Source organism: Paenibacillus sp. FSL R5-0908, assembly GCF_038006245.1.
Lineage (GTDB): Bacteria > Bacillota > Bacilli > Paenibacillales > Paenibacillaceae > Paenibacillus_AQ > Paenibacillus_AQ odorifer.
In genome coordinates, this window is sequence record NZ_JBBOUV010000001.1 from 5,769,373 (window position 1) to 5,785,524 (window position 16,152).

General features: G+C 44.6%; 12 protein-coding genes. All 12 read right to left on the reverse strand.

Annotated features, from left to right (window positions below; genetic code table 11):
* Positions 1 to 887 precede the first annotated feature (887 nt).
* The 12 genes from dnaJ to MKZ09_RS26355 all read right to left on the reverse strand — a co-directional run bounded on the left by dnaJ (position 888) and on the right by MKZ09_RS26355 (position 16,117).
* Positions 888 to 2,012 carry a molecular chaperone DnaJ gene (dnaJ, locus tag MKZ09_RS26300; protein WP_036677487.1) on the reverse strand — a complete coding sequence of 375 codons (1,125 nt, stop codon included), beginning with the start codon at positions 2,010 to 2,012 and terminating at the stop codon, positions 888 to 890.
* Between the two features lie 254 nt (positions 2,013 to 2,266).
* Positions 2,267 to 4,114, reverse strand: a complete 1,848-nt coding sequence (gene dnaK, locus MKZ09_RS26305; RefSeq protein ID WP_036677488.1) for a molecular chaperone DnaK — start codon at positions 4,112 to 4,114, stop codon at positions 2,267 to 2,269.
* A gap of 175 nt (positions 4,115 to 4,289) precedes the next feature.
* Positions 4,290 to 4,871, reverse strand: coding sequence for a nucleotide exchange factor GrpE (grpE, locus tag MKZ09_RS26310; RefSeq protein WP_036677491.1), 582 nt, complete (start codon positions 4,869 to 4,871; stop codon positions 4,290 to 4,292).
* 48 nt (positions 4,872 to 4,919) lie between these two features.
* Positions 4,920 to 5,951 carry a heat-inducible transcriptional repressor HrcA gene (gene hrcA / locus MKZ09_RS26315; protein ID WP_076137368.1) on the reverse strand — a complete coding sequence of 344 codons (1,032 nt, stop codon included), beginning with the start codon at positions 5,949 to 5,951 and terminating at the stop codon, positions 4,920 to 4,922.
* 103 nt (positions 5,952 to 6,054) lie between these two features.
* Positions 6,055 to 6,546: an N-acetyltransferase gene (locus tag MKZ09_RS26320; protein WP_051490987.1), complete on the reverse strand. Its 492-nt coding sequence runs from the start codon at positions 6,544 to 6,546 to the stop codon at positions 6,055 to 6,057.
* Positions 6,547 to 6,639: 93 nt separating this feature from the next.
* Positions 6,640 to 7,812, reverse strand: coding sequence for a radical SAM family heme chaperone HemW (hemW, locus tag MKZ09_RS26325; protein ID WP_076105910.1), 1,173 nt, complete (start codon positions 7,810 to 7,812; stop codon positions 6,640 to 6,642).
* A 185-nt stretch (positions 7,813 to 7,997) separates the two neighbouring features.
* Positions 7,998 to 10,274: an FAD-dependent oxidoreductase gene (locus MKZ09_RS26330; RefSeq protein ID WP_076137370.1), complete on the reverse strand. Its 2,277-nt coding sequence runs from the start codon at positions 10,272 to 10,274 to the stop codon at positions 7,998 to 8,000.
* Positions 10,275 to 10,292: 18 nt separating this feature from the next.
* Entirely contained in the window at positions 10,293 to 11,120 is an 828-nt protein-coding gene (locus tag MKZ09_RS26335) for a carbohydrate ABC transporter permease (RefSeq protein WP_076105906.1), read from the reverse strand.
* A gap of 63 nt (positions 11,121 to 11,183) precedes the next feature.
* A complete protein-coding gene (locus MKZ09_RS26340; protein ID WP_232061438.1) occupies positions 11,184 to 12,068 on the reverse strand; it encodes a carbohydrate ABC transporter permease in 885 nt (294 codons plus the stop codon).
* Positions 12,069 to 12,159: 91 nt separating this feature from the next.
* Positions 12,160 to 13,464 (reverse strand): ABC transporter substrate-binding protein, encoded by a 1,305-nt coding sequence (locus MKZ09_RS26345; protein ID WP_076137371.1) that lies wholly within the window; start codon positions 13,462 to 13,464, stop codon positions 12,160 to 12,162.
* Positions 13,465 to 13,559: 95 nt separating this feature from the next.
* Positions 13,560 to 14,327, reverse strand: a complete 768-nt coding sequence (locus MKZ09_RS26350; protein WP_076137373.1) for a response regulator transcription factor — start codon at positions 14,325 to 14,327, stop codon at positions 13,560 to 13,562.
* Positions 14,312 to 16,117: a sensor histidine kinase gene (locus tag MKZ09_RS26355; protein ID WP_232061439.1), complete on the reverse strand. Its 1,806-nt coding sequence runs from the start codon at positions 16,115 to 16,117 to the stop codon at positions 14,312 to 14,314. Before MKZ09_RS26355 ends, MKZ09_RS26350 begins: the two co-directional genes overlap by 16 nt.
* Between the last annotated feature and the right edge of the window lie 35 nt (positions 16,118 to 16,152).

Consider the following 16,152-nt stretch of genomic DNA (forward strand, 5'->3'; position numbering starts at 1 on the left):
TCTCAGCGCTATCGGACTCAGTTGCACTTAAACGTTGAATTATACGACATTTGCCATGCCAACGGACCCCATAGTCACTATTAGCACATAAAACACCAATCATGAGCGCTTTTCTGAGCAATAGCTGCACTGGAGTCCGAAACTTCGCTCAAAAGGAGAAAAATGTGCAAATAGCGTCAACTGGGTCCGTATGCCTCCAGCGTCTTCCGGGTCCTATCCACGCAGAAGATTATTCTCAGCGCTATCGGACTCAGTTGCACTTAAACACTGAATTATGCGACATTTGCCATGCTAACGGACCCCATAGTCACTATTAGCACGTAAAACACCAATCATGAGCGCTTTTCTGAGCAATAGCTGCACTGGAGTCCGAAACTTCGCTCAAAAGGAGAAAAATGTGCAAATAGCGTCAACTGGGTCCGTAAGCCCACGTAGATAATTCAAAGCATATAGTGTGTTTAAAAAAGCTGGAGACCAGTCGGGTGTTCCAAGGTTAAGGGTTCGCGGTTCGCGGTTCGCGGTTCGCGGTTCGCGGTTCGCGGTTCGCGGTTCGCGGTTCGCGGTTCGCGGTTCGCGGTTCGCGGTTCGCGGTTCGCGGTTCGCGGGTCGGCCGAGGTTGACGGGCTTGCCAGGGTTTACCGGGGTCACCGAATTTAACGGGTTTACCAGGTTTGCCGGGGTTACGGGATTGGCCGAGTTAGCCCTACACGCAGAATTCCGCAGGTTCCAGCATTACAGCTCAACCAAAGAATTGCATGGGGTAAGTTAAATGGCCCTGCCATAATCTCATGCTAAACAAAAACGCAGAGCAGCGATCCCCCAATAACGGGAGGATCGCTGCTCTGCTGTCTTTTTCTATTCATTTACTGAATGAATGAGTTAGGTTATCAGTCCCCGCGAAACGCACGTTTCACACGATCAAAGAAGGACTGCTCGTGCTCATGTGTGTTTTCTCCGTTCAGAGAAGCGAACTGGCGTAGCAATTCTTTTTGCTCTTCATTGAGCTTGCTAGGTGTCACAACAATTACTCGTACATGCTGATCACCTTGGCCAGATCCACGCAGACGTGGAACACCTTTACCTTTGAGGCGGAAGAAAGTGCCTGTTTGCGTTCCGGCAGGAATCTTCAGCTTCACTTTTTCGGTTAAGGTTGGAATTTCAATCTCATCACCAAGTGCTGCCTGTGCAAACGTAAGTGGAACCTCGCACATAATATCATCGTTCTCACGCACGAAGAAATCATGCGATTTAACACGGATAACAATATACAAGTCTCCAGCAGGACCGCCGCGTAAGCCGCCTTCCCCTTCGCCAGTCATGCGCAGCTGTGCACCGTCATCAACACCGGCAGGGATGCGCACATGGATCTTGCGTTGCTTTTTAACCTTACCCTGTCCGGCGCAAGTCGTACATTTTTCCTTAATAATCTTACCTGTACCACTGCAATGTGAACAAGGACGACGATTACGCATCTGTCCAAGCGGTGTATTCTGTACGAATTCCTGTTGTCCACTACCATGACATACGGAACAAGTCTCTGGTTTAGTGCCCGGTTTAGCCCCGGAGCCGTAGCAGGTATCGCAAGTTTCTGTGCGTGGAATAGTAATATCGGTTTCTTTGCCGAATACCGCTTCCTTGAATTCAATGGTCATGGTATACTGCAAATCCCCACCGCGCTGCGGTGCGTTAGGATCACGGCGTCCGCCGCCTCCAAAGAACATATCAAAGATATCGCCAAGTCCTCCGAAGTCGCCACCACCGCCGCCTCCGAAGCCGCCCATACCTTGGTTAGGGTCAATATGGCCATATTGGTCATATCTAGCTCGCTGTTGTCCATCACTAAGAACATCATAAGCTTCTTTTACTTCCTTAAACTTAGCTTCAGCGTCATCTGCTTTATTCACGTCTGGGTGATATTGGCGCGCCAATTTCCGGTACGCTTTTTTCACCTCATCGTCTGAAGCATCTCTACTAAGGCCAAGCACTTCATAATAATCGCGTTTATCTGCCACTGCTTTCACCTCCGTGCATACATACTCAAATTCCTTATTACCTGTCAAACAAACCATTATACGATAAAACCTCAGGATCTGACCATCCAGATTCAGCGATGTTTATTCTTACAATATCAGAAGGCGCATTCGCAAAGAGTGTGCAATCTGATATTACAAAAGGAAAGTCAAAACACGGGATGACCCGGTTTTGACCTTCCCTTCTTACACTATATAAGAATTTATCAGTTTCCTATTACACTTATCGTATAAGGTTACCCTTGATTCTTATCTTCGTCAACAACCTCATAGTCAGCGTCAACTACATTATCTTTTTTAGGAGCGCCTTCAGCGGCTCCAGCGCCACCTTCAGCACCTTGCTCAGCTTGAGCAGCTTGTTCGTACAGCTTCATGGATAACTGTTGTACAATCTCAGTCAATGCTTCTGTAGCTGCATTGATTTCTTCAAGATTGTCAGTTTCAAGTGCTGCTTTAACTTTATCTTTAGCTTCATTTGCTTTTTCAACATCAGAAGCATCAGCTTTATCACCAAGGTCTTTAATTACTTTTTCAGTAGAATACACGAGTTGGTCAGCACCGTTCTTCGCTTCTACCAGTTCTTTACGCTTACGGTCTTCCTCAGCGTGAAGCTCGGCATCCTTCATCATTTGTTCTACTTCTGCGTCGCTCAGGCCGCTGGAAGAAGTGATAGTGATTTTTTGGCTCTTGTTCGTGCCTTTATCTGTTGCAGATACATTTACGATACCGTTGGCATCAATATCGAAAGAAACTTCGATTTGTGGCACGCCACGTGGTGCTGGTGGAATCTCGTTCAGCATGAAGCGTCCCAGTGTCTTGTTGCCATTTGCCATTTGACGCTCACCTTGCAGCACGTGAATTTCTACGCTAGGTTGGTTGTCAGCAAAGGTTGAGAATACTTGGGATTTGCTTGTAGGAATCGTAGTATTACGCTCGATCATCTTCGTGAACACGCCACCTGCAGTTTCGATACCCAGGGAAAGCGGAGTTACGTCAAGCAATACAACGTCTTTAACATCACCAGTCAATACACCCGCTTGAACAGCAGCACCAAGAGCTACTACTTCATCCGGATTCACACCTTTGTGTGGTTCTTTGCCAGTAAGCTTTTTGATAGCATCTTGTACAGCTGGGATACGTGTAGAACCACCAACCAGAACGATTCTAGTAAGGTCTGCAGGGGTCATGCCAGCATCAGACAATGCTTGACGAGTTGGTCCCAAAGTACGTTCTACCAGACCAGCAGTCAGTTCATCAAATTTCGCACGAGTCAAGTTGATCTCTAAGTGCTGAGGTACGCCGTCAACCACAGTGATGAACGGAAGCGATACAGTTGTTGTCAGTACGCCTGACAATTCTTTTTTCGCTTTTTCAGCTGCATCTTTCAAACGTTGTACAGCAGATTTATCTTTGCTCAGATCAATGCCTTGCTCTTTTTTGAATTCGGATACCAGGTAATCCATAACCACTTGGTCAAAGTCGTCGCCACCCAGCTTGTTGTCGCCGCTTGTAGCTTTTACTTCGAAGAAGCCATCACCAAGTTCAAGGATGGATACGTCAAAAGTACCGCCACCAAGGTCATAGACTAGAATGGTTTGATCTTCGGATTTCTCCAGACCATATGCCAAAGCTGCTGCTGTTGGCTCGTTCACAATACGCAGAACTTCCAAACCTGCAATTTTACCTGCATCTTTGGTAGCTTGACGTTGGCTGTCATTAAAATAAGCAGGAACAGTGATAACTGCTTGAGTAACAGTTTGGCCAAGATAAGCCTCTGCATCGGATTTCAGTTTTTGCAGAATCATTGCCGAAATTTCTTGTGGGGAGTAGTCTTTACCATCAATGCTTTCTTTGTGGTTAGTACCCATGTGACGTTTAACAGAGCTGATCGTACGATCAGGGTTAGTAATCGCTTGGCGTTTAGCCGTTTCACCGACGATACGCTCGCCGTCTTTCTTAAAGCCTACAACCGAAGGGGTTGTACGCGCGCCTTCTGGGTTTGGAATTACTACGGCTTCGCCGCCTTCCATAACGGCAACGCAAGAGTTCGTGGTTCCTAAGTCAATACCGATAACTTTACTCACAATAATTTGCCTCCTCTAAAGTTATATGGAGCCTAAGCTCAATAAATTTATAAAAATATCAAAAAAATTCGATTGATAATAAACTATCCGGGCAACAGCCTGCAATCGGATAAATAGTAGGCAAAAGCACTGCTGCTTTATGGCGAGCAGAAACTGCCCGTCCTATATAGACAGACTACATGCTGACTTTGACCATGGCCGGACGAAGAACTCTATCTTTCAGAAGATATCCTTTTTGAACCTCTTCTGTAACGATACCCTCTTCGTACTCCTCGCTCTCAACCTGCATAATAGCCTGATGGTATTCAGGATTAAAAGGCTGTCCTACTGTTTCCATAGCTGTAAGCCCCTCAGCCTTCAATACCCCATCCAGCTGACGGAAAATCATATTAACGCCCTTCGCGAAAGCTTCGGATTCAGGATTAGCTGGAGTAGTGACTAACGCACGCTCGAAATTGTCCAGCACGGAAAGCAATTCCGTCAGGAGCTTGGAGGTAGCATATTGAGCCAACTCTTCTTTTTCCTTCTGGGTACGACGACGGAAGTTATCAAAATCAGCTTGTGCACGCAGTGCACGACCTTGATATTCATCAGCAAGATCCTGTAGGCGTTTCACCTCAGCACCTGTATCTGAAGCACCTTCACTAACGTTTTCAGCTGTAAATGAGTCGGCATCTGAGACTACTTCAGCCACAGGCTCCTCATTGATCAATTCCTCTTTGAATTCATTAGAATCTTGAACTTGTTCCTTTTTCAAGTTGTCTTCACCTCCTTAAAATCATTCACGAAATCATGTTGACTCTGTTCACTTATACCAGTGCGCCAGCATCGCTGTCAAATCTCGGGATAAAATGCCCAAGATCCCCATCACTCTTGCATATTCCATACGGGTCGGCCCAAGGATTCCAATGCTGCCTAGTGCCTGCCCATCAAGTGAATAAGTGGCGGTGATCAGACTACAGTTAGCGAACGCTTCGTGATTGTTTTCTGTTCCTATTCGTACTTGAATACCTGTGCCACCCACTGTAGGGGCCAGCATTTTGAGCAGTGTCGGTGTCTCTTCCAGCAGATCAAGAATACTCTTCACCTTGTCTACATCTTTGAACTCAGGCTGTGTCAGCATATTCGTTGCTCCGCTGAGATAGATGCGCTGCTCTTGATCGCTTTCCAGCGCGGTGTCCAGCACCTGCATTAATTCTTCATAATGTGAGATGTGACGCTGCATTTCTTCGCCAAGCTCGGAATAGAGCCGAGTCTTCAGCTTATAGAGTGGTACATTGACCAGTTTACTATTCAGTAGGTTAACCACTTTCTCCATCTCGGAAACAGAAATCTCCGGCGGAATGTTCACCGTACGATTCTCAACTTGCCCCGTACTTGTGACGATAATGGCCACAGCGGTTGAATCATCTAGTGGTAACAACTGAAAATGACGCAATGAAGTATGAAAAACCTCCGGTCCCAGCAGGATGGAAGTATAATTCGTCATATTGGAAAGAATCATCGCCGCATGTTGGATTACCTGCTCCATTGCATTTAGCTTCTCGGCAAAAAAAGCGCGGATCGTGCCCATTTCTGCCGTTTCGGCGGAATTCCACGGTACCAAATGATCCACATAATATCGGTATCCTTTATGGGAAGGAATTCTTCCCGCCGATGTATGAGGCTGCTCGAGATAACCTAAATCCTCCAGGTCAGCCATTTCATTTCGAATCGTAGCCGGACTGTATCCTACATCTCCCCGTTTAGAAATGCTGCGAGATCCTACTGGCTCTGCCGATGAAATATAATCATCCACAATTGCATTTAGTATCATTCTCTGGCGATCAGTTAACATGTTATTCCCTCCTATCGGCTGTGGCTCCGATTCGTTAGCACTCGACTCAGATGAGTGCTAACCACTAATACAAAAATACCAAACTGACATTGACATTGTCAAGTCAGTTCAGTATCTTAAGCACTGCTATTTCATCGCAGGCATGCTGCTTTTTACAATTCACGCAATCTGTCCATACTTTTTCAGGAAAAATCTCTTTCTGGACGACTTCAAATCCATTTCTAAGAAAAAAATCAACAGCATAGGTTAGTGCCATAACCTTTGGGATTTTCTGGTTCCTAGCTTCCTCGACCAGCTTCGCCAATATCATGGAGCCTACGCCTTTACCCTTACCTTCATCATTCAACCCAATCGAACGAATCTCTACGAGATCATTCCCGAGTTTAAAAAGTGAACCACAGCCTACGAATCTGCCTTCGATTTCAGCAACTACGAATTGATCGATCTGGCGTGTCAGCGCCTGCCGGGAACGGGGCAACATGATGCCGCGCTGGGCATACTCTTCTATCATTAGATACAATGGCTCAACGTCTTCTACCACAGCATTTCTACAAATCACCTGTGCGTCTCCCGCTGGAGACGAATGGCGAATCATTTCCGTCTTGGCAAGCACTTTGGTTCACCCCTCTGTTGATAATATGAATAAATATACAACAGAGTGAATTACAATTCAAGGGGTATTTTAAAATTAAACTTCTGTCAGGGCGCCTACAAATTCAGCAAAAACATCGTTCCCAAACAAGATTCCTTGCTTGCTGAGTCGGTAAACTCCTGCTTCTTGTTCCAACAGCCCTGCATGCAGCATTTTATGCAAGGATTTCTCGAATACTTCCTCTATTGAACGCCCGAATTGCGCCTGAAAAGCTTCATTAGAGACGCCCTCATGCATACGCAAGCCGACCATCATAAAGTCTTCCATCGCTTCTGCTTCTGAGATTGGGTATGCATCCAGTCGTGGCAGCCCTTTACGTGTTGCTTCTACATATGGATTTACGCCCTTAACATTAATATGCCGCTGACGCCCCACATATCCATGCGCTCCTGCTCCTAGACCATAATAATCTTCATTACGCCAGTAGGTGATATTATGGCGGCTCTCCATTCCTGGTTTTGCGAAGTTACTGATCTCGTATTGATTGTAACCAGCTTCCTTCATAGAGGACATCAACAGGAGGTACATTTGTAATTCATCTTCTTCATTAGGAAGAGGAAGCTTGTTCTTATTAAACAGCGTGTGAAAAAGAGTATTCTCCTCCACCTTCAAGCTGTAAATAGAATAGTGGGGTAGATCCAGCTCCAACGCCTTGCGGATACTTTCGCCCAACATCTCCACAGTTTGATTAGGCAACCCAAACATCAGGTCAACCGAAAGATTATTAAGTCCAACTGCACGTGCATTCTCTAAGCTCCGGTATACATCATCTACATTATGAATCCGGCCGATGCCTGTGAGCAGCTCGTTTTGAAATGCTTGAACGCCAAAGCTCACCCGGTTCACGCCACCTTCTTTCATAACCGTCAGCTTGTCCAGATCCGTTGTTCCAGGGTTAGCTTCCATAGAGAACTCAATATCTTTATCCCAGTTTGGGAAATGCGTACGAACAGACTTTAAGAAATAAGCCATTTCATCAGGTTTTAAAACAGTGGGTGTGCCTCCGCCGACGAAGATCGTTTTGATAACACCCGGAGGGGTGTTCTTGACGGTCTGCTCCATCTCCCGATCCAAAGCTTCGAGATAATCCATAACTGGCTGATCCTTGAGTACATAGGAATTAAAATCACAATAAAAGCACTTATTGGTACAAAAAGGGATATGAATGTATACAGCCTCAGGGGGACGGCCATTAGTCTTCGTTGTCATTAGCTGTCTCCTTTATATAAAAATATCGTTTGAATAGTGTAATCTAAAAAACAAGAAAAGGGAAGCCTGACGGCTTCCCTTCGAGGGCGCTCAATTATAAATGAACTCTATTTTAGAATACAAGAAAGTATAAGTTTTACGTTATCCTATATATTTTGTATTTCCCGCAGAAACGGATACCGTCCCTATAAAGTCGGCAAAGCCGTTGCTTCTTGATAAATCCGCATTTCCACAAGTTCGGCATGTACTCCACCGTTAGTTTCATGAATAACGATCCGGACAGCATCTGTAAGGACAGGCTTCTCTAATCGATGAACATTCTTCCGGCGATGGTTGTCTTTGACACGGAGCATGACTTGCCACGCGCCATCAATGAGCAGCTCTACATCATAGTTCTTTACCAGTTCAGGAATCACTAGAAATGGCGTTTCATGGTGATGTAAGTTGATGAGATCTTCATTGACATCATCATTAAAGGTGAAATGAATTTCGGAGACTGGAGCAGCATCCGGGAGACGCGCCTCTACCCACTCCGATCTACCCGCGGTCATCGGCTCAGAAACCCAGCTATGCGGTCCCGCGAAAGGTCGAACATATCCATCAATGACTTTAGATGCAGCATATGCCGATGTTTCTACTGCAAAGCAGAAATGCCTGCGTACAAGTTGTTTCATGCTCCACTCTATCACCGGCTGATCTGGCTGATGATCCTCCAGCGATGAATCAACAACGGATTTAGCACCTCGCTCAAATGTAATGACACCAGTGATTGGGGTTTCTGAAATATGCAATTGAAGGTGTTCATTAGCTCGAATAATAGCGAAGATATTACATTCGCCGATTGGACTACATTTCTCCTCTTGTATCGGAACTTCAATCCATTGCTGCTCTCCTGCCTGTACTGTTATAACATCAACCTGTTTGCACTCCGCCGGCACGTAATTTTCCGCACGTCCAGTCGTCCAGATCTCCACGGTCAGCTGCGTCTGAATACTCGCTGATACAAGCAGCCTTAACCCACGGATACTTCCTTCAACCGGAAACAAAATCCCTACATCATGAGAAAGCTCATAAGCTTCGGCTGGACGGTCTAGCAGGATACCATTCATCGTACTGGATGCATGAATCTCGCTTTTTCTGGCGAGGTCCAGTGGATCCTCGTTACGTAATCCAATAATCGAAGCATCTTGCTTTAACATCACCTGTTGCAATTCATGCATATACTGCTCGCGAATTTCACGAGGGGTCACACCTTTGATGACGGATAAAGCGGCACCTGTTCCAGCTGCTTCACCCATGATTGCACAGGTTGCCATAACGCGTGTTGTTCCAAAAGCCACATGAGATGCACTGATATTACGACCCGCGAAGAATAGATTCCTTACATTCTTCGAATATAGCGAACCAAATGGAATATGGTAGATCCCGTCCGCATGCAGATGCTTGGAGCCACTCTCTTGTGCGTACATCCCCTGTGGTGGATGTAGATCAATTGACCAGCCACCAAATCCAATACGGTCTGCAAATTCACGCTGCGCGAGAATATCATTTTGCGTTAGAATCGTATCGCCAACAAACCGTCTGTATTCACGTTTACCCGGAATCGAGCCAACCCACTCAAGCGTCATATTCTCGGCATCAAAATGGCCCGAGTTTTTGATATAATCCCAAATCCCATAAATAACTGAGGATAACTCATCACGTATGCGTTCATTCTCATCCACCGTATCAAGCTCGCCGCCCCACTCAATCCACCAGTAGTGACAGCCTGAATCCCCACTCCGAATAACCCGGCGGATCGGGATAGAAGTTGTTGTAATATCCTTAGCGAATGAGGGTGCAACATAACGTACCGGTTTTCCAGTATCCTGTGTATAAAATAATAATGTACTGCCTAATGTAATATTATCAGGCACTTCTGGTGCCCATTCCTCATTAAATTCATGACGGGCTTCACGTCCTAATCGGAAATCCGCTCCTGCTAGGAAGCCAACTAAACCATCACCCGTACAATCGATGAAAGCACCGCTCTCGAACGTGATTAAACGCTCAGATCCCATCATCCAGCCAGTCACACTCTGAATCGTACGCTCCTCTGCCTCACCTTCCGCTTCCACTTCACGTACATCGGTATTTAAGAACAAGCTGATATTCGATTCTGCCTTCACCGCTTCGAGCAAGGTTAGATCCCATAGATATGGATTCCCTTCCGGGTTCCGGTATTGATTCTCGATGAACAGCTCACCCATAATGCCTGTCTCACGTGCATAACGATTTACACCATGTCCTGTTGCACCACATACCCATACCCGAACCTCTGAACTCGAGTTACCACCAAGTACAGGACGATTCTGTACCAGTGCTACCTTTAACCCAAGACGTGCTGCAGCAATCGCCGCGTTCATCCCTGCAAGTCCACCCCCGACCACTGTCACCTCGGATTTAACCGTTTCTGTTCTCATGTCAGTACCCTCCTATAGTTAGCCTTTCACAGCCGAGCTAGAAATCCCTTGAATAATATATTTCTGACCTATGAAGAAGATAACAATCATTGGAATGATCGCAGCCGACGAAGCGGCCATCATCCCGTTGTAATCCACATTGTTCTCAAGAATAAAATTCTGCAATCCAAGCGGAATGGTATATAGCTTAGGGCTCTGCAAAAATACAAGCGCATTCTCATAATCATTCCATTGCCAGGAGAAATCAAGAATAGCAAATGTAGCGATTGCCGGCTTCGCTAATGGCAGAATTAAGCGGAAAAATATTTTGTAATGCCCGGCTCCATCCAGAAAAGCAGATTCCGTAATTTCCTTAGGAATACCCATGAAGAACTGCCGAAGCATAAATACACCGAAGATCGAGAACATGGCTGGAAGGATTAGGGCCAAGTGCGTATTGTAAATCCCAACCCAGTTAAACATGATAAACTTAGGAACAAAAAGCACCTGCGGTGGAATCATCATCATGGATAGATATATGACGAATAGGCCATCACGCCCTTTAAACGAAGTACGTGAAAATCCGTAAGCGGCAAGGGCAGATAGAAACACAGCTCCCGCAGTTCCAATAATCGATATCTTAAGTGAATTTAAATAATACGGAACAAAATCATAACTTCCTGTCCATACCCGAATATGATTGCTCCAGTTGAGAGATGAAGGCAGCCATTCGTTAAACACCTCGGCAGGTGTCTGAAAAGATGTGCTGAGCATCCATAGAAAAGGCACAATCATAAATAGTCCTAGAACAAACATGATGATCGTCACTGGCAGCTTCACCTTCATGTTTCCTGCTTTTTCATTCATACCGCCTGCTCCTTTAATTTATGGTTTCGGGGCCTCCCGCAAAGCTCCACTTTGTAGGGTTATTTAGTAATGAACCCAGCGCTTTTGGCCGATCCACTGAATGACTGTAATGACGAGAATGACGGCGAACAAGAACCATGAAATGACTGAAGCGTATCCCATATCGTAATAACTGAATGCTGTTTTATAAACGAATAGTGATAAGACCGTCGTACTTCCGCTAGGTCCTCCAGCCGTAATGGCTTGAATAATCGAGAACGATTTCATCGTCATAATTAATCCGGTAATCATTAATAAAAAAGTTGTTGGACTAACAAGAGGCCATACAATTTTCCATGTTGTTTTGAATGTGCTTGCACCATCGATCCGGGCAGCTTCCAGCTGTTCTGTCGAAATTTCCTGTAGTGCTGCTAAATATATGATCATATTGTAGCCAAGCATCAGCCAAATCTGTACGATATCAATGGCATACATTGCGGTTTCCGTATCTGCAAACCATCCTGGCGGCGATGTTATGCCAATCCAGCGAAGCAGTTCATTGATGGGTCCCTGTGAAGGCTGAAATAGCAGCATCCAGACAAATGCAACGGCTACTCCACTAGAGATATACGGTAAGAAAAACATTCCACGTAATACGCCTTTAAGATACACACTGCGGTTTAGAAATAGCGCCACAATAAAAGCGAGCACCATCGATACTGGAACCGATATCAGGAATATCACCGTATATTTGATCGAGGCATAGAAATTATCGTCATGGAACAACCGTTTGAGATTATCCAGCCCGGTAAATTGCCAATTCGGATTTGAAAATTGATAGTTCGTAAACATCAGGACAAAGGAAAAGATTGCAGGAATCACAAAGAATAAGAGAATACCAATCATATTCGGGAGAATAAAAGTCATGCCGATCCAGCCTTGTCTGTCCATCCAGCTTCTCCGCTTCACGGTATCGCCGCCTTTCGTATGCTGAAAAATGGGTACACGAAAGAGAAGAACGAAGAGATCTTCCTCCTTCTCTTTTGTGCCAGCTATTTCTTTATTTCATTAACTCTTGCGAACGGGTTTGCATATTTTTCATCGTGGTATCAATATCTTGCTTATTTAAGAAGTATTTTTCATACTCTTCTTTACGGGCATCAATGGCTTGTTGAGGTACATTTAGCTGGAAGGATGGGAATTTGCCGAATACAATATTATTCATTGAATCTGTATCATATTTGTCTTCTACACCATTCAAGAGAAGGCTCATCGCTTCCTTACTGTCCACACTCTTAGAGGCTGGAATACGACCCCCGCTTGCCATTGGCAGCATACCGCCATCCGCATACCATTTTGCGAACTCCCAAGCTGCATCCAGGTTCTTGGACTTTGCATTAAGAGCAAGCATGTCACCCACACCGCCCGAATATTTATAATCCTTTTGATCTTTATTCACTTTTGGAATTGCAGCGAACGCGGTTTTGAAATCATGCGGATAGTCCTTCAAGTTGTTCGCATTTCTAAAAATAAACTCACCGGCTGCCAGCATTGCCGCTTTGCCTTGCAGGAACATGGTATCCACCGGCATTTTACTGGTCAGCTGCTCCCCATATTCCGGTGTGGATTTGTCTACGAACATCATGTTATGCAATATTTCCAGGTGCTGTTTCCAGAGATCATTCCCAAAGTTTGAGGTACCATCCGCCTGTTTCACACCCATTCCAGCCAGCGTACCGTCCATCGTTGTTGGGAAGGAGGAATCTGCCTGCAATAATCCGTACACACCCGGCTTTGTTAGCTTCTTCGCATACTCCTCAAGATCTGACCAAGTCCAGTCCACCGCAGGAATCGGTAATCCTGCTGCATCCAGCATATCTTTGTTCAACCATACAAACGCCATGTTTTTCTTTGTAGGAATCCCATAGTACTTATCATTGATTTTCCACATTGCTGCGTCCTCGCCGATCTGGCTGTCGATATCATAATCTGTTTTCGTGCTTAGATCCAAGGCAACGCCTGCATCCATACGTTTCTGTAAGTGAGCAAGATCGTAGTTCATGAAAAGGTCTATGTTTTGATTGGTCATCAAGGCAGTGTCTAGCTTTAAGTTGCCTGCATCGTCATTTACATTACGGATATACTCGACCTGAATGTCTGGATGATCTTTATTCCAGTTATCAATTACAGCTTGAGGCCCGGCTTCGGCAGGAACTGCCCCCCACATCGTGAGCTTTATTTTCTCCTTTGCTGTTTCTCCATTTGCACTGCCCTGCGCCTCATTACTTCCACCACTCCCACAACCAGCCAGCATCGTACCTGCTAATAAGACAGAAAGCACTGCAGGATACCACTTTTTCTTCATAGATAGCTTCCCCCTTGGAAGGATTATGTGTTGTGCTCTACATCTATAACTTTATCATCAGAGCGGATTCTGGGGGATGAACTACATTTGGGAACTTATAGAACGTTTTTTGGTTCTTTACGGAATTCATTTGGCGTGACACCACACCACTTTTTGAAAATTTTTATAAAATAATTATCGTTCTCAAAGCCTACTTGCTGCCCAATCTCGCTAATTGTTAGCTTCGTTTCTGCAAGCAGCATTTTCCCAGCCTGAATCCGACGCTCTTGAATATAATTGGTCAACGTTTTCCCTGTCTTTTTCTTGAATAAGTCACTTATATAGCTGGCATCCATCCGGATCAACTCTGACATGGATTTGAGCGAGATGTCCTCAGCATAATGTTCTTCAATATAAGCTATAATTTTGTTCATCTCCACATGATCTGTCGGTCCCGTTTGTTGCTTCTCAGGAAACCATTTATCGGCCTTCTTCATCTTCACCATACGCTCCAGCTCGGTCTGAACCTTACCCATGGTCTGCTTCAAACCTTGGAGATCTAAAGATAACTTCAAAATGTAGTCCGAAGCCCCAAATACGAGCGCCTGCCGGGCGTATTCAAATTCACTCAATGCGGTCAACATTACAAACCGGCATTCGAAGCCTTCCTCTCGCGCAATTTGAAGAAGCTTCACCCCATCCATCACCGGCATATTGATATCCGTCACTACCACATCAGGCTGAAGCTCACGAATCATTTGCAAGCCTACTTCTCCATTCTCCGCCTCACCTATAATTTCAAACGGAATTCCTGCCTTTAAGAATAGCTTCCGTATACTTTTAACTGCAGGTTGTTCATCATCCACAATTAACGTTCTCCACATGTGAGCTTACCTCCATCGTAAGGTTTTGAAATAAGGAATGGAAAATGGATGGTCACTTCAGTTCCTGTATCCGAAGATACGATGTCCATACCTGTCCGTTGATTCTTAAACAACAGCTCTAAGCTCTCCCTAATATTCTGAACACCGATTCCTTTACGTTTCCGTGTAGCCTTATTCAGCTGTGCTCTTTCTATCCCCATGCCGTTATCTCTAACCTGCAGGTACAGCTGTTGCTCAGTCACTTTAGCGGAAATATCAATTCTCCCTTGTTTTACAGACTGACCGAAGCCGTGAATCAAGCTATTTTCAATTAAGGGCTGCAGACAGAATTTAGGGATTAATGCGAATTGCAGCTCCTCGTTGATATCATATTGAATTTCAATCCCATGTCCAAAACGTTGCCGCTGTATCTCCATGTAAGATTCTATTAGTACGATTTCATCCTTTAACAGGATCAAATCCACTTCAGTATTTAAGGTAGTCTCCAATATTTTTCCTAGTGCAACACAAATTTCATAAATTTCATCATCATCTTTATCTAAGGCAATGCTCTTTATCGTATTCAATGTATTTAGTAGAAAATGCGGGTTCATCTGCGAAAGTAATACCTGAAATCGAACGAATTGCTTCTGTTTTTCTTCAAGCTGAAGTCGCTGCAACAATTCATTTAAATCATGGATCATTATATTGAAACTCTGAGTCAGGGCAAGAATCTCTCCCCGTCCCTGCTCGGGTAATTTCATTTTGAGATTCGTCTTAGCGGTCATTTCCATCTTCTTCTGTAGCTTCTTAAGCGGTACTGTAATCGTCGATGATATGAAATAAGTTAATAGAACAAATAGCAGCAGAATGATTCCAAATCCACCAAAAAACCGTCGTTTCTGCTTGTCTACTTCAAGAAAAAGCTGTGCTAGCTGCACCTTTTTAACAACATAGCCATTTAACTCCTCGATGTAGCTGTATGTGTATAAGCTTTCCTCCTTCGGGTTGACAATGGATGCAGCACGCCCCGTCTGCCGCTGGTTGGCACTCTTCACGATACTCTGTGCAATATCAGAGGAAAAAGCCTCATCCTTAAGGGGATTAAGCATCACTCCCCCCAAGGCATCGAGTAGAAATAAAGCCCCTTCCTGTTTACTCCCTAACGTTGATCTAGTAAACCACTCCTCATAATCGATACTTAATCTTGCATAGGCATAAATATTCAAATCATTATCACGCATAACCTCATAGAGACTAAGCATTTTCTTACTTGTTGTACTTTCCCGGACCACATTATTCTTGTCATTCGGATTCCATATATATCGATTCGTTCCTTCTCGCTTCAATGCTTGAACCCAATCCTCCGATTGGATTTCGTCGTAGCTCAAGGTTTCCTTTGGCATAAAGGAAGTGTATGCGTTTCCATGAAGGTCGATTAAAGTATAATACACCGTCGCTCCACTCATGAAGAATGTATTTTCAATCGCTCCAAACTTGTTTTCAACGAGTTTTTTTCTCGTGATTTCATCAGATTGCTCGGGATTCTTCATGATCGATAAAATCGTCGTATCTTGTTCGAGTAATGACCCTGTTTTCATCACGAGACTCATGAGATCAACAAAACCATTCTTAATACCAATAAGCTGCTCTATGTTCTTCGTTTCCGCATTATCCTGCAGCATTCGTTCTGTCTCTTTAAAGTTATATAGAACGAGTATGGCAATGGGTGTTAGTACCAACAGCAAGAAAGCTAACAAAATCCGATTTTTAAAGGTACTTGGTGTAAGTTTCAAATATAATCTCTTCACGAGGACTCTCCTCACTTTGTATGTGCTTACAATCC

Bases quoted from the DNA above. Each gene is read 5' to 3' on its own strand.
- MKZ09_RS26330 (WP_076137370.1), bottom strand. From the start codon at position 10,274: ATGAGAACAGAAACGGTTAAATCCGAGGTGACAGTGGTCGGGGGTGGA.
- hemW (WP_076105910.1), bottom strand. From the start codon at position 7,812: ATGACAACGAAGACTAATGGCCGTCCCCCTGAGGCTGTATACATTCAT.
- MKZ09_RS26320 (WP_051490987.1), bottom strand. From the start codon at position 6,546: ATGATTCGCCATTCGTCTCCAGCGGGAGACGCACAGGTGATTTGTAGA.
- MKZ09_RS26350 (WP_076137373.1), bottom strand. From the start codon at position 14,327: ATGTGGAGAACGTTAATTGTGGATGATGAACAACCTGCAGTTAAAAGT.
- hrcA (WP_076137368.1), bottom strand. From the start codon at position 5,951: ATGTTAACTGATCGCCAGAGAATGATACTAAATGCAATTGTGGATGAT.
- MKZ09_RS26345 (WP_076137371.1), bottom strand. From the start codon at position 13,464: ATGAAGAAAAAGTGGTATCCTGCAGTGCTTTCTGTCTTATTAGCAGGT.
- MKZ09_RS26335 (WP_076105906.1), bottom strand. From the start codon at position 11,120: ATGAATGAAAAAGCAGGAAACATGAAGGTGAAGCTGCCAGTGACGATC.